This is a genomic window from Shewanella sp. MF08487 (assembly GCF_050848685.1).
In the GTDB taxonomy this organism is placed as follows: Bacteria; Pseudomonadota; Gammaproteobacteria; order Enterobacterales; family Shewanellaceae; genus Shewanella; species Shewanella glacialipiscicola.
Window position 1 is genome coordinate 53,673 of the sequence record NZ_JBOZPB010000023.1, and the last position, 22,813, is coordinate 76,485.

18 protein-coding genes are annotated in these 22,813 nt (G+C 45.3%); 2 read left to right on the forward strand and 16 right to left on the reverse strand.

Annotation, left to right across the window (positions count from 1 at the left end; all coding sequences use genetic code 11):
* Window positions 1-103: 103 nt before the first annotated feature.
* Window positions 104-1,972 (reverse strand): DUF885 domain-containing protein, encoded by a 1,869-nt coding sequence (locus ACRN9H_RS15270; RefSeq protein ID WP_432314917.1) that lies wholly within the window; start codon window positions 1,970-1,972, stop codon window positions 104-106.
* A gap of 586 nt (window positions 1,973-2,558) precedes the next feature.
* Here ACRN9H_RS15270 and cspE point away from each other — a divergent pair.
* A complete protein-coding gene (gene cspE / locus ACRN9H_RS15275; protein ID WP_006080998.1) occupies window positions 2,559-2,768 on the forward strand; it encodes a transcription antiterminator/RNA stability regulator CspE in 210 nt (69 codons plus the stop codon).
* Between the two features lie 672 nt (window positions 2,769-3,440).
* Complete coding sequence (locus tag ACRN9H_RS15280; protein ID WP_432314919.1) at window positions 3,441-4,331, forward strand: GGDEF domain-containing protein; 891 nt, start codon at window positions 3,441-3,443, stop codon at window positions 4,329-4,331.
* Between the two features lie 233 nt (window positions 4,332-4,564).
* Here the strand turns inward: ACRN9H_RS15280 and tilS are convergent, their stop codons facing one another.
* The 15 genes from tilS to pyrH all read right to left on the reverse strand — a co-directional run bounded on the left by tilS (window position 4,565) and on the right by pyrH (window position 22,756).
* Window positions 4,565-5,995 (reverse strand): tRNA lysidine(34) synthetase TilS, encoded by a 1,431-nt coding sequence (gene tilS / locus ACRN9H_RS15285; RefSeq protein WP_432314921.1) that lies wholly within the window; start codon window positions 5,993-5,995, stop codon window positions 4,565-4,567.
* A 41-nt stretch (window positions 5,996-6,036) separates the two neighbouring features.
* Window positions 6,037-9,510: a DNA polymerase III subunit alpha gene (dnaE, locus tag ACRN9H_RS15290; protein ID WP_432314922.1), complete on the reverse strand. Its 3,474-nt coding sequence runs from the start codon at window positions 9,508-9,510 to the stop codon at window positions 6,037-6,039.
* Between the two features lie 118 nt (window positions 9,511-9,628).
* On the reverse strand, window positions 9,629-10,261 hold the full coding sequence (rnhB, locus tag ACRN9H_RS15295; protein WP_432314924.1) for a ribonuclease HII: 633 nt from the start codon (window positions 10,259-10,261) through the stop codon (window positions 9,629-9,631).
* Window positions 10,261-11,439, reverse strand: a complete 1,179-nt coding sequence (gene lpxB / locus ACRN9H_RS15300; protein WP_432314926.1) for a lipid-A-disaccharide synthase — start codon at window positions 11,437-11,439, stop codon at window positions 10,261-10,263. Before lpxB ends, rnhB begins: the two co-directional genes overlap by 1 nt.
* A gap of 241 nt (window positions 11,440-11,680) precedes the next feature.
* A complete protein-coding gene (lpxA, locus tag ACRN9H_RS15305) occupies window positions 11,681-12,451 on the reverse strand; it encodes an acyl-ACP--UDP-N-acetylglucosamine O-acyltransferase (protein WP_432314928.1) in 771 nt (256 codons plus the stop codon).
* Complete coding sequence (gene fabZ, locus ACRN9H_RS15310; RefSeq protein ID WP_220773469.1) at window positions 12,448-12,912, reverse strand: 3-hydroxyacyl-ACP dehydratase FabZ; 465 nt, start codon at window positions 12,910-12,912, stop codon at window positions 12,448-12,450. The genes lpxA and fabZ overlap by 4 nt, the downstream gene beginning before the upstream one ends.
* Window positions 12,913-12,943: 31 nt before the next feature.
* Window positions 12,944-13,969 (reverse strand): UDP-3-O-(3-hydroxymyristoyl)glucosamine N-acyltransferase, encoded by a 1,026-nt coding sequence (gene lpxD / locus ACRN9H_RS15315; protein WP_432314930.1) that lies wholly within the window; start codon window positions 13,967-13,969, stop codon window positions 12,944-12,946.
* 3 nt (window positions 13,970-13,972) lie between these two features.
* Window positions 13,973-14,470 carry an OmpH family outer membrane protein gene (locus ACRN9H_RS15320; protein WP_263188993.1) on the reverse strand — a complete coding sequence of 166 codons (498 nt, stop codon included), beginning with the start codon at window positions 14,468-14,470 and terminating at the stop codon, window positions 13,973-13,975.
* Between the two features lie 64 nt (window positions 14,471-14,534).
* Window positions 14,535-17,015, reverse strand: coding sequence for an outer membrane protein assembly factor BamA (gene bamA / locus ACRN9H_RS15325; RefSeq protein ID WP_432314932.1), 2,481 nt, complete (start codon window positions 17,013-17,015; stop codon window positions 14,535-14,537).
* A gap of 31 nt (window positions 17,016-17,046) precedes the next feature.
* Window positions 17,047-18,417, reverse strand: coding sequence for a sigma E protease regulator RseP (rseP, locus tag ACRN9H_RS15330; RefSeq protein ID WP_432314934.1), 1,371 nt, complete (start codon window positions 18,415-18,417; stop codon window positions 17,047-17,049).
* A 39-nt stretch (window positions 18,418-18,456) separates the two neighbouring features.
* Window positions 18,457-19,647 (reverse strand): 1-deoxy-D-xylulose-5-phosphate reductoisomerase, encoded by a 1,191-nt coding sequence (ispC, locus tag ACRN9H_RS15335; protein WP_432314936.1) that lies wholly within the window; start codon window positions 19,645-19,647, stop codon window positions 18,457-18,459.
* 4 nt (window positions 19,648-19,651) lie between these two features.
* A complete protein-coding gene (locus tag ACRN9H_RS15340; RefSeq protein WP_432314938.1) occupies window positions 19,652-20,509 on the reverse strand; it encodes a phosphatidate cytidylyltransferase in 858 nt (285 codons plus the stop codon).
* A 20-nt stretch (window positions 20,510-20,529) separates the two neighbouring features.
* Window positions 20,530-21,357, reverse strand: a complete 828-nt coding sequence (locus ACRN9H_RS15345; protein ID WP_432314940.1) for an isoprenyl transferase — start codon at window positions 21,355-21,357, stop codon at window positions 20,530-20,532.
* Between the two features lie 82 nt (window positions 21,358-21,439).
* Window positions 21,440-21,997: a ribosome recycling factor gene (gene frr / locus ACRN9H_RS15350; protein WP_432314942.1), complete on the reverse strand. Its 558-nt coding sequence runs from the start codon at window positions 21,995-21,997 to the stop codon at window positions 21,440-21,442.
* 21 nt (window positions 21,998-22,018) lie between these two features.
* Window positions 22,019-22,756, reverse strand: a complete 738-nt coding sequence (pyrH, locus tag ACRN9H_RS15355; RefSeq protein WP_220772667.1) for a UMP kinase — start codon at window positions 22,754-22,756, stop codon at window positions 22,019-22,021.
* Between the last annotated feature and the right edge of the window lie 57 nt (window positions 22,757-22,813).

Consider the following 22,813-nt stretch of genomic DNA (forward strand, 5'->3'; position numbering starts at 1 on the left):
ACAAACTTATCCGCAGACAGGGCACAGGCCTTACCCAGAGCAAAGTCATTGATAATTAATTAATTATTTTCAATAGCTAAGCGTTAACTGTTACAACCAAATGCTAAACTTTCGCTTTAGCGTCTGTGGGTTTGGCCTCAGTATTTTTTGTATCAGCACTTTTTTTATCAGCAATGTAGCGATCGACTAATGTTTCTAAGATATCCAAAGGCACAGCACCATTCTTCAGCACCACATCGTGGAAATCCCTGAGATCGAACTTATCACCTAAGGCCAACTTGGCTTTTTCGCGCAGTTCGAAAATTTTCATCATACCGACTTTATAAGCCGTCGCTTGACCTGGCATCACGATATAACGCTCAATCTCAGCCGTGACATCACGATCGGACATGCCGGTGTTTTTCTTCATATAGTCAATCGCTTGCTCGCGAGTCCAACGGCTATGGTGAATACCCGTATCTACCACTAGACGCACAGCGCGGAACAACTCTGCCTGCAAACGCCCGATATTATCAAAGGGATCCTTTTGAAAACCAAGTTCCCACGCCAAACGTTCGCTATATAAAGCCCAACCTTCAATGTACGCCGTAAAAGGCGCCATCTTACGAATAAGCGGCATACCTTCTAACTCCATCGCCACTGCGATTTGAAAATGATGCCCAGGGATCCCCTCGTGGTAGGCTAAAGTGCGCATACCGTATTTAGGCGTGGCCTTGATGTCATATAAATTGGCATAGAAACGCCCCGGACGACTGCCGTCAATCGCGGGCTGCTGATAATAGGCACCCGGTGCTGTTTTCTCTTTAAATTCAGGGATTCGTACTACTTCCATGCCCGCTTCGGGTCGAATACGGAAGGCATCACCGAGTCCCGCATTCACTTCATCAAGAATATGCTGATAATCAACCAGAATTTGCGCTCTACCCGCATCGCTATCTTCGTAGTAAAACTTAGGATCGGCGGCTAATGCTTCAATCGCGACCGAGAAACCTTGGCTTATATCGTAACCTTCAGCGGCTAAGATAGTCATGATCTCCCTCTGAATGCGATCCACCTCTGCCAGCCCTTTGGCATGGAGTTCGTCAGCAGTGTAATTAGTGGTCGTAAAGAACTTCAGCAATTGCTCATAGGCAAGGTCGCCATTTGGCAGCGCCCAATAACCATCATCCGTCCCCGCTTTGGCTTGTAACTGGGTAAAGTAGTCGATAAATAATTGATACGCTGGATGCACGTAACCTTTAATGTCCGCTTCGACGGCGGCCAATAACCGTGCTTGTTCATCGGCACTGATATCCGTGTCAGCTAATTTGGTTTTGAATGAACTGTATAGGATATTGTCTTGAATCGGCGTCGCGACAAAATCATTCATCTCGGTCAGTACCCGCTCAATCACAAACTTAGGCGGAATAATCCCTTTAGCTTCACGGATTTTTAAGCCTTCGAGAGTTTGCGCAAACTTAAGTTTCACCTTTTGTAAACGCGACAGATAGTTTTCAGCATCGCCCACCGAGTGAACTTGGTGCTGTGCCTGCATAACGCTGGGATAACCGTTTTGCACGCCAAACAACTGATTCAGCGGATAGTTATGGTAACGATACGGCTCAGAGACCAATGCGAAATCGGCAAGATATAAGGCAATATCCTTGGAGATACGTTGATTTTCATCTAAATCCGCATCGGGATAGCTCAATAAGGTTTCACGTAGATCTCGCACTTGCGCGAAAGTCTTATCCATCGCCTCTGGACTATCATCATCCAACTCGGCGTTATGGCCTGTAATCCCTACCGATTCTAAGAAACCCAATGAGGTTAAGGTCTCAGGGCTTTCGAAAGCCATCTTGACCACACTTCGATCTAAAAACGCTCGAAAGAAAAACGGCTTTTTCGCAAACCATTCATGGGCGGCCAGCGCCGCTAATAACAGCACTAAGACTAAGCTGCCGAGTCCAATCCATTTTAGTACTGTCTTCAATGTCACTCTCCATTCGTTATCATATTGAATCTAAAAAGCTGCATGCAGGACTCAACATTCAGCATATTGTTATATGTGGCAACAATATCACCCACACAAAAAAGCAACAATTTAATAACGTAACGAATCATGACTAAGATAAATTAGCTTATATCTAAGCGTCAGCGAACCAGCCTATAAGCGGCGTATTAAGCATTAGATGTAAACTTCAGATAAATCGAGGTCGATACACAAAAATAATTTCAGACCCTAAAACATTGAAATGGTGAGCTTAATATATTGAATAATAAGAACTATTGCATTGTAAAATATCAGCCCCACTCTAGAAGCACATCATCTATTGAGAAGATATTTGAAAATAAAGCTATACAAACCCCTAGAGTGTGTTAATCTTCAATCCGGCCTGTGATTCAGACCTATTTATAAGCAATATTATGTATTTGAAAACCTTCGCTACGCCTGTAATATTTTTTTTGCTGTCATGAAGCTTTCCACTCATAACTTATCATCAATGTAAATAATTCTATTTCTGGCTAACATACCGCATAATTGCGAATTATTTGTTTGAAAAATTTTGGAGACATTCATGTCTAAAACTACTGGTGTAGTTAAATGGTTTAACGAAGATAAAGGTTTTGGTTTTATTTCTCCTGACAATGGTGGCGCTGACGCATTCGTTCATTTCCGCGCAATCGTTTCAGAAGGCTTTAAAACTCTTGCTGAAGGTCAAAAGGTTTCTTTTGATATCGAACAAGGCCAAAAAGGTCCTCAAGCTGCGAACGTAGTTATTCTGTAATTAGACTTTGTCTAATTTAAGTTAACGAGTTCCAGACAAAAATGCCGACTTATTGTCGGCATTTTTATATCAGTTATTTGGGTTATTTTCATCTGCTATTAAAAATACTCTATTTATTAGCTTTACCCATTACAGTGAGAATCTACTTCCTCTAACCGCCCCAAACTCCCCGACTATCTGTCAAATACTGTTTGAGCTATTCAACTTCGGCTGCATTACGCATTGTCTTTAACTTTAACGTACCAACAACATACTGTTATCAGTATCTAAGTAATAGCATCAGCACGCTCATAACCATTTCATTACGTGTTAAAAAGTAATCTTTTTATCGATTACACAACTTACAAACATTATCAATGTACTACTCATCTATAAATCAATGACTATTATCCATTGCTAAAACATCATTCAAAGCAAGGATCACATCCCTTTAGGGAGGCAGAATGCATATCGTCCGCCACCAAGTATTTTTTTGAAAAGTAATATGCTAATTGCGCTCGACAACGCCTGTCAAAATACTGACATGTCAAAATATAACTCATGATTCAAAATAGAGTGGAGACTTAACTGAATGACTATCAAGGACTAATTACAGTTGCAAATATTACGGCACAACATTTGCTTACAATAGCCTAAAGGTGTACCCCACTGACACTAACGGGAGTAATGATAATGGATTTTGGCCTAGCGACTGAGCTATATCCTGATGAATATCGATATCAAATAGCGAATTATAGTTCCAATAATAATCCATTGGACTTAATACAAGTGATCCAACAACTGCACGCCAGTTTAGATCCAAAGACAGTTTTTGCCTGCTATGGCAATGTACTAGGACAACACTTGCCGATCCAAGGTGTGCGCTTAACCTATGGTCAATACAAATTAAGCTGCGGCAAACGTTATGGTATTACTGTTAAGCGCCAGCTCATTCTTGCAGGCCAGACGCTGCATATTCAGTATCAATTACTGACTCCGCTCACACCGTCACAAACCTCAGATTTGCAAGAAATTGAACCGCTGTTATTGCAACCATTGTTAAATGCCATGCAATATCAGGAGATGTCGACGCAAGCCATGTTTGATTCGTTAACAGGTTTAGGTAATCGCCACTACTACAGTAAAAGTTTGACGAAAGCGATTGCAAGAGCTCATAGAAGACAAGGCTCTGCTGCAATCATAGTGTTAGATCTGGATAACTTTAAGCAACTTAATGATAAATTCGGCCATAAGTGTGGCGACTATATTCTAAAAGAGTTTGGCGATATTATTCAGGCGACAATTCGTAATACAGACCAAGCATTCCGTATTGGCGGAGATGAGTTTGTCATTATTGTGCAAGGGGATATTCATGCAACTAGCTTACTGTGTGAACGGATTATTGTGGCAATCAATCAACATCCTAGCTTCAATCAATTTGAGGTCAGCTGTAGTTTAGGTGCAGCAGAATCACACGATACAATGGAGGCAGAACAGCTTTATGAACTCGCTGATAAAGCACTGTATCAAGCCAAAGCAGCCGGACGTAACTGCTATAAACTCAGCCAAAATCAATTAGTTTAGACGCGCAGGGATGCCAAATGAAATGCGATAACTCACTCGCAGCGCGTAATCGGTGAAGGTTCAAAACGAAAGGAAGGTTAATATCTCAAGGAAGATTCGAATCAAACTGACGCGCTGCGACCTACTCTCTCTTACTTTCCTACTTTCCTACTAAAAAGAATAACACTGCAACCACTCACAAAAACTCCAGCGACAACTCCCAACCCAAACCCCTTGCATCGCCAAACAAACACTTAAACAGAAGTTTGAGAGACCTGCAAACCTAGTCCATTCGACTCAAGAATAAAGCTTTTTTCAACCCACAGCCCAATCGCCATCACCAGTTGCTCGTTATAGAACACGAAACCGATCTTTTCACGTACCCAAGGCGGAACGCCAAACTCTTGCCACAGTTTCTTTAATTCTCGGCCCTTGCCACGGGAATGGGGATGACAGCGAAATTGCCCCGCAAGTTGATAACGCACACTAACGACTTCATCTGGCCGAGGAAAACGAGCTCTGGGCCCTTGCATTGTGGCACAGAGACATATCGGCTCATCACATGTAACCTCCGCAGGCGTCACGTCCAATTTAGCGATATAACCCTGCACTAACGGGATAAGGAGCTGCGAAGGAAGTGTCCAGCTAGCAGGCTTAACATGACGCAAGCGGGCTTGATCCTTAAATAAATACACTTGATTGGCAAAGCGGCGAATTTCACATTCACCAACACGAATATGCACTTTAGCATCATCTTTCGCGGTTAAAAGCTGAGTGATGATCTGCTTAAGCTGCACCTTTGAGGGCAAGGCGAACCCTTGGGATTCAATAAAACCCCGCAAGAGTAATGCTTGCCAATCAGCTGACTGCTCGGCAAAACCATCGAGCTTGAATACACTTTGAGTATGGTAAGGCGCTTGGGTTAACCATAAAGGTAAACGTTCACTCACCTGTAAATCCAGCGTCGCCTGTTGTTCGGCGCACAATGCCGCACTGCGACTCGCAGTTGTCGCAATACTCGGCCAACGCGCTTTTAAGCGGGGAATGATTTCTAATCGTAGAAAATTTCGATCATACTTATCGTCTTGATTACTTTCATCTTCAATATGCACTAAGCCTTGTTGTTTTGCGTAGGCTTCAATTTGCTCACGGCTGATATCCAATAACGGCCGCAATTGTTTGCCTTGTGCTAATGCTTGTACTTGCCCCATGGCCGCTAGCCCTTTCGGGCCCTGACCACGTTTCAGCGCCAATAGGATAGTTTCCAGCTGATCATCTTCATGGTGGGCCGTTAACAACACATCATTTGCAGTTAAATGCCGTTCAATCGCTTGATAACGGACTTTTCGTGCTTCGGCTTCAAGGCTTAATCTGGATCCGCGATTAACTGTCACTCGCTCAACCGTCACGGGCAAACCATAATGCTGACCGCGCTCAAGACAATGCTGCGCCCAAACCTCAGCGTTGTCGCTGAGACCATGATGCACATACACCAGTTGATAGCTAAACTCGGGATGTTGCCGCGCAAACTGACTTAAGCCAAAGGCCAATACTTCGGAATCAACCCCGCCACTGTAAGCCAGCACTAACTTGCAGTCAGGCGCTAAAGACTGCGCTGTCAAAAAAGCACTAATATGCGCGCTGAGATCGCCAGCTGCCAATGGCTCATCAAACTTAGCCGACATAGGTTAACTTCATCTGTTTGCACCTAAGACATTCGTCAGCATTAGAATAAGATTCTCACCTTGTTTGGCCCGAGCAGCGATTCAAGCGAGAGCATCAAATCATCGGTCGGATTCACTCGCCAAGCATCGTCGAGCCTAAATTGACCTTTGGCTTGGGCTTGAGTGTAGTTGATTACCACAGGCACGGCGCCGTTACGCCACGGACTTAAGGCTTGCTCGAAGGTATCGAGGGCTGATGGCGTTAACTCACTGCCATCCATATCGATTTCTAGCGCCTTAGCAAAGTGACTTCGCGCCTCACTGATGTCGATAATGTTACGCGCCGTCATGCGGTTGCCGCCAGCAAAATCATCGTAACTCACCTCACCTTCACAAATGAGGATACGATCTTTTTCCAGCAGATGATTAAACTTTTCAAAGGCTTCGGTAAACAACATGATCTCAAGCCGCGCGCTCTTATCATCAAGCGTCAACAGACCCATTTTCGAGCCGCGCTTGGTGAGCATCACGCGTGTTGCCACCACTAAACCCGCAGCCTTGGCTGTTTTACCGCGCTCGGTGGGATGCACATCTTTCAAACGGCCGGACGTGTAATGCTTCAGCTCTTTTAAATATTGATTGATCGGATGACCAGTCAAATACAAGCCTAAGGTTTCGCGCTCGCCTTCGAGCCAAATTTTATCCGGCCAAGGAGTACATTCAACAAACTGCTGCTTACTGTCTTCGGGTTCACTGTTGAGCAAACCAAACATATCGTGTTGGCCTATCGCTTCGGCTTTAGCATGTTGATCGGCGGCGCGAATGGCTTCGGGTAAGGTGGCCATCATTGACGCTCGGTGCGGCCCAAGATTGTCTAAGGCACCCGCGCAGATCAGCTTTTCAATCACGCGTTTATTGAGTTTTTTCAAATCGATGCGGGCACAGAAATCGAATAAATCGATAAAGGGGCCGTCTTTACGCGCCTCTAAAATCGATTCCACTGGGCCTTCACCCACACCTTTAATGGCGCCAATGCCATAAACAATGCGCAGATCATCATCGACGGTAAATTTGAACAAACCTTTGTTCACATCCGGCGGAATAAGCGGCAAGCCCATGCGTTCACATTCATCGACCAAGGTCACAATCTTATCTGTGTTATCCATATCGGCCGACATTACCGCCGCCATAAACTGCGCAGGAAAATGGGTCTTAAGCCATAAGGTCTGATAGGAAACCAGCGCATAAGCGGCGGAGTGTGATTTGTTAAAACCGTAGCCGGCAAACTTTTCCACTAAGTCGAAGATCTTCATCGACAAGTCGCCATCGACGCCGTTATTGATTGCGCCTTCTTTAAAGATACTGCGCTGCTTAGCCATCTCTTCGGGCTTTTTCTTACCCATAGCACGGCGCAGCATGTCGGCGCCGCCAAGGGTGTAGCCCGACAGCACCTGCGCAATCTGCATCACCTGCTCTTGATACAGAATAATGCCGTAGGTCGGCGATAACAGCTCACGAAGCGATTCATGCTGATACTGAGAATCGGGGTACGAGACTTCCTCACGCCCATGCTTACGTTCGATAAAGTTATCTACCATGCCCGATTGCAACGGCCCCGGACGGAATAGTGCTACCAGTGCGATCATGTCTTCGAAACAATCGGGCTGCAGACGCTTAATCAAATCCTTCATACCGCGGGATTCGAGCTGGAATACCGCCGTGGTTTCATACTTTTGCAGCAAACGGAAACAGGCGGGATCTGTGAGTGAAATCGCCTCAATCCGTATTGGTTTGCGCCCATTTTTCACTTCGACCTTGTTCACCATCTCGAGCGCCCAGTCGATAATGGTCAAAGTACGTAAACCTAAAAAGTCGAATTTAACTAAACCTGCGGTTTCGACATCGTTTTTATCGAATTGTGTTACTGGGTTTTTGCCTTCTGCATCGCAATAGAGCGGTGCAAAATCGGTAATCTTTGTCGGTGCGATAACGACACCACCAGCGTGTTTACCCGCGTTACGGGTTACGCCTTCAAGCTTGCGACACATGTCGATTAGATCTTTTACATCTTCATCGCCATCATAGGATTCTTGCAGTGCAGGCTCGACTTCAAAGGCTTTGGCCAGTGTCATTCCAGGTTCAGGAGGAATTAATTTTGAAATTCGGTCAACGAAGCCGTAGGGATGACCGAGCACACGGCCAACGTCGCGGATAACCGCTTTTGCCGCCATAGTTCCGAAGGTGATGATTTGCGATACCGCTTCGCGGCCGTACAATTCGGCCACGTGGTCAATCACTTCATCGCGTCTATCCATGCAGAAGTCGACGTCAAAGTCGGGCATAGAAACCCGCTCAGGATTCAAGAAGCGTTCGAACAGTAAGTCAAATTCGAGCGGATCTAAGTCGGTGATTTTGAGCGCATAGGCCACAAGTGAACCCGCGCCCGAACCACGACCGGGTCCCACTGGGATACCGTTATCTTTACCCCATTGGATGAACTCCATCACGATCAAGAAGTAACCGGGGAAGCCCATCTGGTTGATCACTTTGAGTTCGATATCGAGCCGTTCGTCGTATTCGCCCCGTTTCTCGGCGCGCACTTCGGGGTTGGGGAACAAAAACTCGAGCCGCTCTTCAAGGCCCTTCTTCGAACAATCAACCAGAAAGTCTTCGATGGACATATCGCCCGTCGGGAAGTTGGGCAGGAAATACTCGTACAAACGAATCGTCACGTTACAACGTTTAGCGATTTCGACACTGTTCGCCAGCGCCGCAGGAATGTCGGCAAATAGCGCGCACATTTCCTCCTCACTACGTAAGTACTGCTGTTCACTGTACTTTTTAGGACGGCGCGGATCGGCAAGGGTAAAACCATCGTGGATCGCGACTCGAATTTCATGGGCGTCAAAATCCTCAGGTTTAAGGAACACGACCTGATTAGTGGCGACCACTGGAATACCTTTCTCCTGCGCTAAAATCACAGCCATGTGCAGATAGCGCTCTTCGTCGGGGCGACCGGTACGGATAAGTTCGAGAAAATAACGATCGGCAAAATGAGTCTGATAAAACTCACATAAAGATTCAACCTGAGTGCTATTACCCTTGAGGAGCGCCTTACCCAGATCGCCCTCTTTGGCGCCTGATAACAGCAAAATGCCTTCGTTATAAGTGAGTAACCACTCTTGGTCGATCACCACACGCCCAGCCACTTGGCCACGCAAATAGGCCTGACTGATAATTTGGGTCAGATTCTGATAACCAACATTGTTCATCGCAATGATGGTCAAGGCGCATAATTCGCCTTCGAATCCGGGCACTTGCATCCAAAAATCGGCGCCGATAATCGGTTTGATCCCCGCACCATGGCAACCGCTGTAAAACTTAACCAAACCACAAAAGTTGTTTTGGTCAGTCAGGGCGACAGCCGCCATTCCCTGCGCTTCTACCTGTGCCAAAATCGGCTTGACCTTGGCCACGCCATCGGTCATGGAGTAATCACTGTGGACACGCAGATGTACAAAACGAGGATCGGACATAATTAGGATTATCTTTGAATAGCAGGTTAACGATAACTAAAAAGCAGACTAACAAAGTCACGCAGCCAGAGCCAGTGACTTTGCTTGATAACAGAGCCTATCGCGTTAAAAGCACACGTTAGCGATCTAATATTGCCTTGACGGGTTTGAAACTTTTACGATATTGGTCAAACACCCCATGTTCGGCGATGGCCTCAAAATGCGCCTTGGTTGGATAGCCTTTATGTTTTGCAAAACCGTATTGTGGATAAGCAGCATCGAGCACATCCATCTCCCTATCGCGCGTCACTTTGGCAATAATCGATGCGGCGCTGATACTGGCAATTAAACCATCACCTTTTATGATGCTGTGACTGGTAAGCGAGACGCCATTATGGGCAACAAAGATGGGGCTACGATTGCCATCGACCAACACCAACGCAGGCGCGATCTTAAGCCCAGCAACCGCGCGCTGCATCGCCAACATAGTGGCGTGCAGAATATTCAGCTCATCGATTTCAGCAGGGCTTGCGCGGCCAACGTGATAACACAACGCTTTTTCACAAATCTCATCAAACAGGGCTTCGCGGCGTTTCTCACTGAGTTTCTTGGAATCATTCAGACCACTGATGGGCTTGCTCGGATCTAAAATAACCGCGGCAGTCACCACATCACCAACTAAAGGCCCACGGCCGACTTCATCCACTCCGGCAATCAAACCAGTTGAAAAGGCGAGCAAATCGGCTTCGGTTAAACTTTTAAAGGTTGCCACTAGTTAGCCTCCTGCGATTTAGCCTGATTTTGTTTAGGCTCAACCAGCGCCATTACCGCTTCAGCAGCTTTTAAGCTCGCATCACGACGTAATACTTGGTGCAGGGCTTCAAACTCGGCTTTAAGCGGCGCAAAATCGCGATTGAGCTCAAGGGTAACTGCCGCTGCAATTTTCTCTGGGGTGCAATCCTCTTGGATCAGTTCTGGGACGAGATCTTTTCCTGCAAGCAAATTCGGTAACGAGAAACGCTCCACCTGCATCATGCGCTTAGCAATATAATAGGTTATCGGGCTCACGCGATAAGCCACCACCATAGGACGCTTGACCAACATAGCTTCTAAGGTCGCGGTGCCAGAGGCCAATAAAATCCCATCGGCTGCCGTCATCACTTCACGCGACTGGCCTTCAATCATGTGGATTTCAAGATCTGGCGCAAAATCCTTCAGCGCTTGTTCAAATTGCTCACGGCGTTTTTGATTCACCAGTGGCGTCACAAAACGTATGTCTGGGAAATTTTGTTTAATCAGTAAAGCTGCTTTTACGAAAGGCTCGGCCAGTTGCTTTAACTCGCCACCACGGGAACCGGGCAGAATCGCTAAGTATTCAGCATCGGCATCTAATCCAAGCAATGCACGGGCAGCGGCCTTATCGCTTTGGAAGGGAATATCGTCGGCCAAGGTATGACCCACAAAGGTACAAGGCACCTGATGCTGATCGTAAAAAGCTTTCTCAAAAGGCAACAGCGACAACACCATATGGGTGGCTTTGGCGATTTTGAATATCCGTTTTGGACGCCACGCCCACACAGACGGGCTTACATAATGGACCGTCTTAATGCCACGCGCTTTGAGTTTAAGCTCGAGGCCAATATTAAAATCCGGTGCATCTATGCCAATAAAACAATCGGGCTTAAGCGTGGTGATCGCTTTAATCAAGGATGACCGCACTTTCAATAAGCGAGGTAGACGGGATAACACTTCAACAATCCCCATCACGGCGAGTTCTTCCATCGCAAACAGGGATTCAAAGCCGAGGGCTTCCATGCGGGGTCCACCGATACCGACAAAGCGCGCATCGGGATGGGTCTTTTGCAGCGCCGCCATTAAACCAGCGCCTAAAATATCGCCCGAGAGTTCTCCGGCAACCATGGCAAACACTAATGGAGTTTTATTGCTCATAAACCAATCACGTCTCATGAATTAATGGCATTGGATGAAGAGGTAAACCGCACCTAAAATGCATCGTTCCAAGCCTACACTTATGTTAAGTTAATGATTCAATTAATGACTAAGCTCATTTATGGTCGAATGTATTGATGAATAAACGCATTTTTAACGACTACGTCTACCACAAAAAAGGCTTAAGCCAATAATACAAAAGGGCATAAAAATGCCCTTTTGTTGTCGTGTGGTCATCAAGTTAGCGAATAATGCCGCGACTCGATGACTTTACAAATTCAAGGAATAATTTCACTTGCTCATCGTTCTGCGCATCTTCAGCTAATGCTTCAATCGCTTCTTCTACCGTTAAGCTGCTGCGGTATAAGGTTTTGTAAGCACGACGAACGGCTAACAGGCTTTCTTTAGAAAAACCACGACGCTTCATACCTTCGCTATTTAAACCCCGTGGAATTGTCGGTTGACCCGCGGCCATCACAAAGGGAGGCACATCTTGCAGCACTAAAGAACAGCCTGCAGTAAACGCATGAGCGCCAATATGCACAAACTGGTGAACCCCAGTCATGCCACCTAAAATAGCCCAGTCACCCACATGTACGTGACCTGCGATAGAAGCGTTATTCGCCATGATAACATTGTCGCCGACCACACAGTCATGGGCGATATGCACATAGTTCATAAATAGGTTATTCGACCCGATACGAGTCTCACTGTTATCTTGTACTGTACCGCGGTGAATAGTCACGTTTTCACGGATGACGTTATTGTCACCCATGATCAGTCGTGTCGGCTCGCCAGCATACTTTTTGTCTTGGCACTCTTCGCCTACTGAGGCGAATTGAAAAATACGATTACCTTTGCCGATAATCGTTGGGCCTTTAACAACCACATGGGAACTCAACCAACAATCATCACCAATTTCAACACCTGCACCGATATAGGTCCAAGGGCCGATCGTGACATTATTGCCAATTTTTGCATCGGGATGCACAAACGCTAATGTATCTATCACTGACTAATCTCTCTGCGGGCGCACATAATTTCAGCGGAACAAACTAATTCACCATCCACTTTGGCCTCACCGTAGAAAACGCCAATCCCGCGGCGTTCTTTGATCATTTTTACTTCAAAATGAATTTGATCGCCAGGTTCTACCACACGTCTAAAACGTGCATTGTCGATACCCGCAAAGTAATACAACACACCCGGAGGGGGTACATCATCACTCATTGTTTTAAACGCAAGTAAACCCGTTGCTTGCGCCATCGCTTCTAAAATAAGCACACCGGGCATTACCGGCTGTACGGGGAAGTGCCCCTGAAAAAACGGCTCATTTATTGAAACATTTTTGATTGCCTGCAGACTGACACCTGGGGTGTAATCCAGCACACGATCAATCAATAGAAATGGATATCTATGGGGCAGATATTGAAGAATTTCTTTAATATCCATAGTGTTCATTTGATTAGACACGAACCGAGTTCCTCAAATTGCTTTGGAGCAATTAATCTGGTGTTTTTAAATTTTTTTCCAACGTTTTAACACGCTGGAACAGTTCATCCAACTGACGGAAACGAACTGTATTTTTACGCCAAAGCTTATTGTCCATTGCCACTGTGGCAGAAGAGTATAAACCAGGTTCACGCATGGTACTGGTAATATTGGTACCGCCAGAGACATGCACTCCATCGGCAATGCTCAAATGACCAGCTATGGCACTGTTGCCACCAATAATACAATATTTACCAATGGTGACACTGCCTGCAACCGTAGTACTACCTGCGATAGCGGTATTTTCGCCAATAATAACGTTATGGGCAATTTGTACTAGGTTATCAATGATCACACCATTGTGGATCTCTGTATGACCTAAAGCACCCCGATCTACCGCTGAATTAGCACCTATTTCAACCCGATCGCCGATACGAACGCCGCCTGTCTGCGGAATTTTAACCCATTGACCACGTTCATTGGCATAACCAAAACCATCTGAGCCTAACACTGCCCCAGAATGGATAATACAATCTTGCCCTAGCTGCACATCATGGTAGACAGTGACATTAGCCCATAAACGTGTTTTAGAACCGATAACCACGTCTTGACCGACTACGCAGCCCGCGCCAATTTGCACATTTTCGCCAAGAATGACATTGGCACCAATCACAGCATTCGCACCAATAGCAACGCCTTCACCGACATGGGCTGAAGAGTCAATTTGTGCTGATGCATGAATACCTTCCGCCGCGTTGGGCGTGGTATCTAAATATTGGGCTACACGGGCAAAAGCCACATAAGGATCTTTTACAATTAACGCAGTACCTTGATAATCCTGCGCATCTTTAGCTGACAATAACACCACCCCCGCTTGAGTCACCTCAAGCTGAGAGCGATATTTACTGTTGGCTAAAAAAGAGATTTGATCCGACTTGGCTTGTTCCAAAGTCGCTACGCTATTGAACAATAACGTTTCGTCACCTTGAATGTCTCCATCAAGTAACAGACTTAGCTCTTTTAAAGTCACACTTTTCATCTACTACTTGCCTTTACTTAAGGCTTCAACCACTTTGCTACTGATATCAGCGTTAGACTTGACATAAATAACAGCACCACGTTGTAATACCAAATCATATTGGTCTTTTTCAGCGATAATGTTGATGGCTTTCTGAACCTTTTCTAACAGTTTATTTTGCTCTTCACCTTGGCGACGACGTAGGTCTTCATCCAATGCTTTGCCTTTTAACTGATATTCAGATTTTAGCGATTCCATTTTACGAACCAGTTCCGTTTTTTGTGCATCGTTCATCAATGCACCATCACGTTGCTGCTTCTCCATTAGAGAACGCATTTCTTCTTGCATTTTCTGGACATTAGCCATGCGATCGCCAAACTCTTTCTTTAGAGATTGAGAGATCTGTTCACGTTGTGGGAGCTGTTCAAACACAGCGCCCATATCCACTACGGCAATTTTCTCAGCATGTGCCACTAATGGCGCGCCTAATAAAACTAACGTCATCAGCGCACGATTTACCATCTTGTTCAAAATAAACTCCTTGTTACCTTGTTATTGTCAGCAAAACCTGCCGAGTGTATGCTTTTTAAAAAGTTTTGCCAATATTGAAAGAGAAGATCTCCGTCTGATCGCCTTCGTATTCTTTAAGCGGCCACGCCAAGCTGAACACCATAGGTCCCATTGGCGACAACCACTGCACACTTAAGCCCCAGGATGCACGCAGACGCTCTGGATCACTGTAGTCCTGCAACTTATCAAACTCTTCCGCGGGAAGGGTTTGATACTGATCTAAATCAAACTCGGTATCCCAAACGTTACCCGCATCCAAGAAGAGGCTGGTACGCACAGAATTTGAGTAAGCTTCATCCAAGAATGGGGTCGGTAAAATTAACTCCATGCTCGCAGTTGCAATCGCGTTACCACCAATAGAACGGCCAGAACTCACACTAATACTGTTAGGATCGCCCGGTAAGCTACAACCATCACCTGATGGATCCGGTCCACATGGCTCACTACCTCGATAGAGATAGAATGAACGCGGTCCCACAGAGTTAGACTTAAAGCCACGCAGTGAACTACTACCACCTGAGTAATAGTTTTCCCAGAAAGGCAATATTTGGTCATTATCATTATACTGGCCATAACCATTAGCATAACCTAAACGACCACGAGCTAAGAGTACAAAGCTATGACTACGGTTAACGGGGAAATAGTAGTTAGTATCAAAATCTGTCTTAAAGTACTGTAAATCCGATCCTGGCACTGTCATCTTGCCATTCAAACGCTGTGATGAGCCATCTGTTGGGAAAGTGCCCCGGTTTAACGTACTACGAGACCAGCCTAAACTCAGTTCAAAGTTATCGAAACTTAAATCAGAATCAGGATCATCCGCGCGATAAATATTATAAAAACGCAGTGCTTGCTCATAGGCTGAGATTTCAGAAATCGTGTTATGACGATAGCCTATGCCACCATTGATACGGTTGTATTCATTGATTGGGAAACCTGAGTTTAATGCCACACCGTAAGAACTGTTTTTATAGCGCTCTAAGTTAGCTTCATTGGCATCAAACTCACTCCAATAAACGCTCCCGCCTAAACTGACGCCGTCTTTCGTCCAGTAGGGATCGGTATAAGATAAGTTAACATTTTTAGAGTACTTGTTAGTACTCATACTAATACCCGCTTGATTACCCGTACCTAAGAAGTTGCTCTGTTGCACACCAAACTGCAAACTCAGCCCTGACTCAGTACCATAACCCACGCCGGCGTTAAAGGAACCCGATGGTTGCTCTTTCACTTTAACTGCGATATCAACTAAATCGTCCGTACCAGGTACTTGAATAGTTTCAGTATCAACGGTTTCGAAAAAGCCTAAACGGTTTAATCGTGCTTTAGATTGCTCAACTTGTGCTGAGTTTAACCAAGCCCCTTCCATTTGGCGCAATTCGCGGCGCATCACTTCATCTTTAGTAACCGTATTACCAGTAAAGTTAATCGCGCGAACATAAACACGCTTACCCGGTTTGATATTGATGTTTAAGGTGACTTCTTTAGTCTTATCATCAATTTCAGGGTAAGTTTTTACTTCAGGATAGGCATAACCAAAACGGCCTAAATATTTACTGTACATTTCTTCGGTGAATGTGACATCACCACCGTTATACATATCACCGGTTTTGATCGGCAGAATTGATTGCATCAACTCTTCACGGCCCATCAAATCACCCGTCAGATTCACGGCTTTAACTTTATATTTATCACCTTCATTCACATTGATGGTGATATAGAGACCTTTACGATCAGGCGTCATCGCTACTTGAGTCGAGGTGACTTCAAAGCGGATATAACCTTTATTGTGATAATAGGTTTTGATGGTCTCGAGATCGGCCTGCAGCTTTTGCTTCTGATAACGGCGTTCGCCGAACAGATCCCACCAAGCCACATAATCTTTAAGTTCCAGCATGCCAATCAACTCAGCATCGGTGAACTCATGATTACCGACCACGTTAATTTGGCGGATTTCGGCCGCTAAACCTTCGGTGAACTTAAATTTCAGCTCAACCCGGTTACGGGGTAAGTTAATCACTTGAGCTTCCACTTTAGCGCCGTATTTACCCACGCCGTAGTAGAAATCCTGCAGACCCTTTTCAATACCGGTCAACATAGTGCGATCGAGCGACTCACCGACTTTAACGCCAGAACCGTCCAGACTTTCCTGTAACTGTTCGTCTTTAATGTCTTTGTTGCCTTCAAACGTCACTGCGCTAATAGTGGGACGTTCAGTGACTTTCACCACTAACACGCCACCATCTCGGCTCACAGTCACATTTTCAAAGTTAGTCGATGCATACAAGCTTTTAATCGCTTGTTGAACCCTTAACTGGTCAACAGTGTCACCTACTTTTACTGGTAAGCTTAATAGGGCAGCACCGAGTGCAACTCGCTGCAAACCTTCAACTTGGATGTCGGTCACTTCAAACGGTTGGAAAGTATCAGCCAACACAGTCCCTGAAAACGACGCACCGACGAATAACATCGAGGCAAAAAGTTTATTCAATCTCATAGAGCACTTCTAATTATTAGTCTGTCCTTGCTCAGAGTCGGGCAAAATCATTGAAAAGCGCAATGCTCATCAACATCAGCAATATTGCTGCCCCAAATCTGAATCCTATTTCCTGCACCTTTTCAGGTACAGGTTTACCAGTTATTACTTCAATAAAGTAATACAGCAAGTGTCCCCCATCGAGCACAGGTAAAGGCAGCAAATTAATGATGCCTAAATTGACGCTGATGAGCGCGAGGAACCCGAGAAAATAGACCAAGCCATAGTTTGCACTACTGCCCGCACCCTGTGCGATTGAAATAGGTCCACTCAGGTTTTTCACCGACACATCGCCGGTAAATAATTTGCCAATCATCTTAAAGCTCACAGCAACAAGTTGCCATGTTTTATCCGCTGCGATGCCGAAAGAATCAATTGGTCCATATTCAAGTTGTAAACGCATATTTTCTGGCCATTGTGCTTGTATTGGGCTAACCCCAAGCACACCAATTTCTTGACCATCTACACCTTTACTGCTTAACGGTGTCACTGTCAGGTTAAATTGTTCACCATTACGGCGCACAGTTAAACTCACAGGCACATTGGCAGAATGTTGAATAATGTCAACAAAAGCCTGCCAATCGGTATAATTTTCACCATTTATCGCCACTAAGGTATCACCCACTTTTAGCTCGCTATTTGCAGCTGCGCTGTCAGGGCTAATTGCCGCAACAGTAGGGACGATTTCGGGACGATATATGCCTAAACCTAAAGCCGTGATTGGGGATTCTTTTTCGGGATCAAAATGCCAATTACGTGTATTTAATTGGTAGGTTTTATCGCTGGAATCAAGCCCCTGCAAGCCGTTCAAAGGCGTCAGAGATACACTCAAGCTTTCATCACCAATATGCCCGACTAAGGCTAAATTGACTTCTTCCCAGTTGCGTACAGCCTGACCTGAAATCGCCGTAATTTGCATCGGCTCAGTCACTTGAATTTGCGCAGCAGCAGTCCCAGGAGTAGTCGATGTAATAACTGGTTTTAGCGATGGCACACCAATTAAATACATGAAATATAAAGCAACAATAGCAAATATAAAATTAGCTATTGGGCCAGCCGCTACAATAGCAATGCGTTGCCATACTGTTTTACGATTAAATGCTTGGTGTTTTAATTCCTCGGGAACCTCTTCAACACGCTCATCAAGCATTTTAACGTAGCCACCCAACGGGATCATGGCTAACACATATTCGGTACCGTCTTTGCCAACTCGACGCCAAATTGCCTTACCAAAGCCAATGGAGAAACGTTCAACTTTAACGCCACAACGACGTGCTACGTAGAAATGGCCATACTCGTGGGCAGTGATTAGCAAACCTAATGCAACGATGAAAGAACCCAAGTTCCATAAAAAATCTAACATCCCACTCCCTACATCATTGATTAAATCACTCAGCTATAGCTAAGTTATGCTTATTAAGATCTCACGCGCATAAATGCGAGTTTGAGCGTCTAGCGCTAAAATATCTTCTATGGTCGCCATTGGCCGTTTAGGCACTGTCATCAAACAGGCTTCATTCACTTTGGCAATTTGAGTAAAACCTATTTGTCCATGCAAAAATGCTTCAACTGCTATTTCGTTGGCCGCATTTAGCACGGTCGTTGCTTCTTGGCCTTGGGCGCAAGCCTCCATAGCCAATGCTAAACAGGGAAAACGATTAAAGTCAGGTTCACAAAAGCTTAACTGTCCGACTTTGAAAAAATCTAAAGGTTCAACACCAGAGTGAATTCTTTGCGGATAAGCCATGCAATGGGCAATCGGTGTACGCATATCGGGGTTGCCCATCTGCGCAATAACTGAGCCATCACGGTACTGCACCATAGAATGGATAACGCTTTGCGGATGGATAACCACTTTAAGCTGTTCAGCCCCAGTATTAAACAACCAGCGCGCTTCAATAAACTCTAAGCCCTTATTCATCATAGTGGCCGAATCGACAGAGATTTTAGGTCCCATCGACCAATTAGGATGTTTACACGCTTGTGCTGGCGTCATCGCCTCCAGCGCTGCAAGTTCTGAACGTAAAAACGGACCACCTGAGCCCGTTAATAAAATATGTGAAATACCTGCTGCAGTTAAATCACAGCGGCCTAAATTGGCCTGCACTTCTTGGGGTAAACATTGAAAAATCGCATTATGCTCACTGTCCACAGGCAAGAGTACGGCACCAAAACGCTTAGTTGCCTCGATGAATAGCTCACCGGACATCACCAAGGCTTCTTTGTTGGCTAATAATACCCGCTTGCCCGCCTTAACCGCTTCAAGGGTTGGTACTAACCCTGCTGCGCCTACAATAGCCGCCATCACAGTATGCACTTCAGCAGCAGTCACTAAGCCAAGTAAATCATTCATGCCAGTGGTGACTTGGATATTAAGCGTCGCAGGTAAAACGGCGCGCAACTGCTTTGCAGCCGCCTCATCCATCATATGTGCCACTTTCGGTCGATGTGCCACGCACAAAGCGAGCATCTTATCCACGCTTGTATTGGCCACTAATCCATAGACACGATACGCCAATGGATTAACTGAAATCACGCTTAGGGTACTGGCACCAATAGAACCAGTAGCCCCCAATATCACCATATTTTGCATAACGTTACATCCAAAATGCAATATAGACCAAGGTAAACACCGGCAAGGCTGCTGTTAGGCTGTCGATGCGATCGAGTACGCCGCCGTGACCGGGTAAAATAGTGCCTGAATCTTTAATGCCACCTGCACGTTTAAACATACTCTCAGATAAATCACCCAGTGCAGATACTAAGGCAACAAATAAGGTCACTGCGACTACTAAGCCTAATTCTTGCTCTGGTGAATAATGCATCACCCCCGCAACCACTAGCATAGTCGTCACTAGACCACCGAGTAATCCCTCAAGGGTCTTAGCGGGGCTCACTGCAGGCATTAGCTTAGTCTTGCCCATCGCTTTACCAACAAAATAAGCTCCCGTATCAGCGGCCCATACAATCAACATCACTAGCAATACTAAAACGGGGCCGTAATAGGGTGAAGCTTGCGAACTAATCGATTTGAGTGCAATCAGGGCGACAAAACAAGGTACTAAGGTTAACTGGCCAAACATCGACTTAAACATCGGGTTATTTTGCCAAAACGCCGCACTTTTAGGGTAAGTAAACACCAAGAATAACGAGACTGCCCACCACAATGCGCCAATGTAGAGTATCGCCAGATAGATAGGATGTAACTTATTGCTCAACCAAACCGCATCAATAGGAACAATGAGATTGATAGCGATCAACAGAATACCAATCGTACAGGTGAAGCTCCACTGGGTGACGTCACACTGATTATCGATAATTCTTCCCCATTCTTTTGCAGCAATGAGAAATACGGCAACTAATGCCCAAGCAAAATAATTGGCAGGGAGGATAAATATCGCCCCTAAGACTAATGGTATTAACCAAGTTGCTGTTATTATTCGTTGTTTTAGCAAAAAAAATCCCTCATGCGATTTTACAATGCGCGCATGTCATCAATCTGACTTCCAGTCAAACCAAAGCGACGCTGACGACTTGCAAAAATGGCAATCGCCTCATGAAAAGCCTGTTCATCAAAATCAGGCCAAAGGGTGTCGGTAAACACCAATTCAGCATAAGCAGCTTGCCACAGCACAAAATTGCTAATGCGGCAGTCACCACCCGTGCGGATCATTAAATCAACTTCACTCTGATTTTGCATGCATAAATGTGCACTTAGGGCTTCTTCGGTGAACTGACTGCTGTTCATTTCACCAACTTCGACCTTTTTTGCTAATTTTTGTGCGGCTTGAAGTATGTCCCAACGGCCACCATAGTTAGCCGCAACATTCAAAACTAAGCCAGTATTAGCTGATGTTTTCTCTTCAGCGGTAGCAATTTGCTTCTGTAAACGAGCAGAAAATCGGCTGATATCACCAATAATATTGAGCTTAACTTGGTTATTATGCAGCAACTTAATTTCGCGCTGCAGCACGGAAAAAAATAACTCCATCAGCAAGCTGACTTCTTTATCGGGTCTACGCCAATTCTCGCTAGAAAATGCAAATAAGGTTAGCGATTCAATGCCTAATTGGCTTGCGGTACTCACGGCTCGTCTTACGGCCTTAACACCCGCCTTGTGCCCCATGACGCGTGGTTTACCTTGGAGTTGTGCCCAACGCCCATTGCCATCCATAATAATGGCAACGTGTTTAGGTAACGACTGGTTCACGATTTCGGGTAGTTGTCCAGGCAAGGTAGTTTGAGCGCATAAATCGCTCTCATTTAACCTAGGGTAAGGATCAAGTTCCACTGTGGATGACATTTAATACAGCCCTTTAAAATAGACAAACGCCGTGTAGTATACCCCTACACGGCGCATCAACTCTAGCTTATCGAACTTGAGATTAGACTTCCATCAACTCAATTTCTTTGGCCGCTAAAATCTCATCAATCTTTTTAATATGAGCATCGGTGAACTTTTGTACTTCTTCTTCGCTACGGCGAACATCATCTTCAGTACAAGCTTTAGCTTTCTCAAGTTTTTTCACTTCAGAGATAGCATCACGACGCACGTTACGAATGGCAACACGACCGTTTTCAGCTTCGTTACGTACCACTTTAATGAAATCTTTACGACGTTCTTCAGTCAGGGCGGGCAATGGAATACGTAAAGTGGCCCCTGCAGACATAGGGTTCAAACCTAAATCTGAGCTCATTATCGCCTTTTCTACGGCTTGGATAGCGCTACGGTCAAACACGGTTACCGATAGCGTACGAGAATCTTCAATACCTACGTTTGCCACTTGATTGAGTGGTGTCATAGTACCGTAATAAGACACTTGAATTGAATCAAGTAGGCTTGGATGGGCACGACCTGTACGCACTTTTGCCATTTGATTCTTAGTCGCGTCTACACATTTACCCATGCGCTCTTGCGCATCTTTCTTAATGTTCTCAATCACGTTAAATGTCCTTCTTGGTCATTAAATAACTTTTTTCGCTCTGATCAACGTACCTTCTTCTTCACCCATGATAACGCGGCGTAGTGCACCAGGTTTATTCATGTTGAAGACTAATATAGGCATGTCATGATCACGCGCCATCGTAAAGGCCGCTAAGTCCATTACTTTTAATTCTTTTTCCAGAATTTCTGCATAAGTGACTTCATCATACTTAATTGCATCTGGGTTTTTCATCGGGTCTTCAGAGTATACACCATCGACTTTTGTGCCTTTCAGCACAACTTCAGCTTCAATTTCAATGCCGCGTAAACAGGCCGCTGAATCAGTGGTGCAAAATGGATTACCCGTTCCGGCAGCAAAAATAACCACTCTGCCAGATTTTAGCAAGCTTATCGCTTCAGCCCAATTGTAATCGTCACACACACCCTTTAATGGGATAGCTGACATCAGACGAGCATTAACATAGGCACGGTGTAAGGCGTCACGCATGGCTAAGCCGTTCATAACCGTTGCCAGCATACCCATGTGATCGCCCACCACACGGTTCATACCCGCTTTTGCCAGGCCTTCACCGCGAAACAGATTACCACCACCAATAACCACGCCCACCTGAATACCCAGTTCAACCAGCTCTTTCACTTCCTGAGCCATGCGATCTAACACTTTAGGGTCGATGCCGAAGCCTTCGTCGCCCATCAGCGCTTCGCCACTTAATTTGAGAAGAATGCGTCTAAATGCGGGTTTTGGATTGGTGCTCATAATTTTTATCCTGGTATAACAAGACCGCAGCAATTGCCGCGGTCTTGGGGTATTTAG

Bases quoted from the DNA above. Each gene is read 5' to 3' on its own strand.
- cspE (WP_006080998.1), top strand. From the start codon at position 2,559: ATGTCTAAAACTACTGGTGTAGTTAAATGGTTTAACGAAGATAAAGGT.
- ACRN9H_RS15280 (WP_432314919.1), top strand. From the start codon at position 3,441: ATGGATTTTGGCCTAGCGACTGAGCTATATCCTGATGAATATCGATAT.
- tilS (WP_432314921.1), bottom strand. From the start codon at position 5,995: ATGTCGGCTAAGTTTGATGAGCCATTGGCAGCTGGCGATCTCAGCGCG.
- dnaE (WP_432314922.1), bottom strand. From the start codon at position 9,510: ATGTCCGATCCTCGTTTTGTACATCTGCGTGTCCACAGTGATTACTCC.
- lpxB (WP_432314926.1), bottom strand. From the start codon at position 11,439: ATGAGCAATAAAACTCCATTAGTGTTTGCCATGGTTGCCGGAGAACTC.
- lpxD (WP_432314930.1), bottom strand. From the start codon at position 13,969: ATGAAAAGTGTGACTTTAAAAGAGCTAAGTCTGTTACTTGATGGAGAC.
- ACRN9H_RS15320 (WP_263188993.1), bottom strand. From the start codon at position 14,470: ATGGTAAATCGTGCGCTGATGACGTTAGTTTTATTAGGCGCGCCATTA.
- bamA (WP_432314932.1), bottom strand. From the start codon at position 17,015: ATGAGATTGAATAAACTTTTTGCCTCGATGTTATTCGTCGGTGCGTCG.
- rseP (WP_432314934.1), bottom strand. From the start codon at position 18,417: ATGTTAGATTTTTTATGGAACTTGGGTTCTTTCATCGTTGCATTAGGT.
- ispC (WP_432314936.1), bottom strand. From the start codon at position 19,647: ATGCAAAATATGGTGATATTGGGGGCTACTGGTTCTATTGGTGCCAGT.
- ACRN9H_RS15345 (WP_432314940.1), bottom strand. From the start codon at position 21,357: ATGTCATCCACAGTGGAACTTGATCCTTACCCTAGGTTAAATGAGAGC.
- pyrH (WP_220772667.1), bottom strand. From the start codon at position 22,756: ATGAGCACCAATCCAAAACCCGCATTTAGACGCATTCTTCTCAAATTA.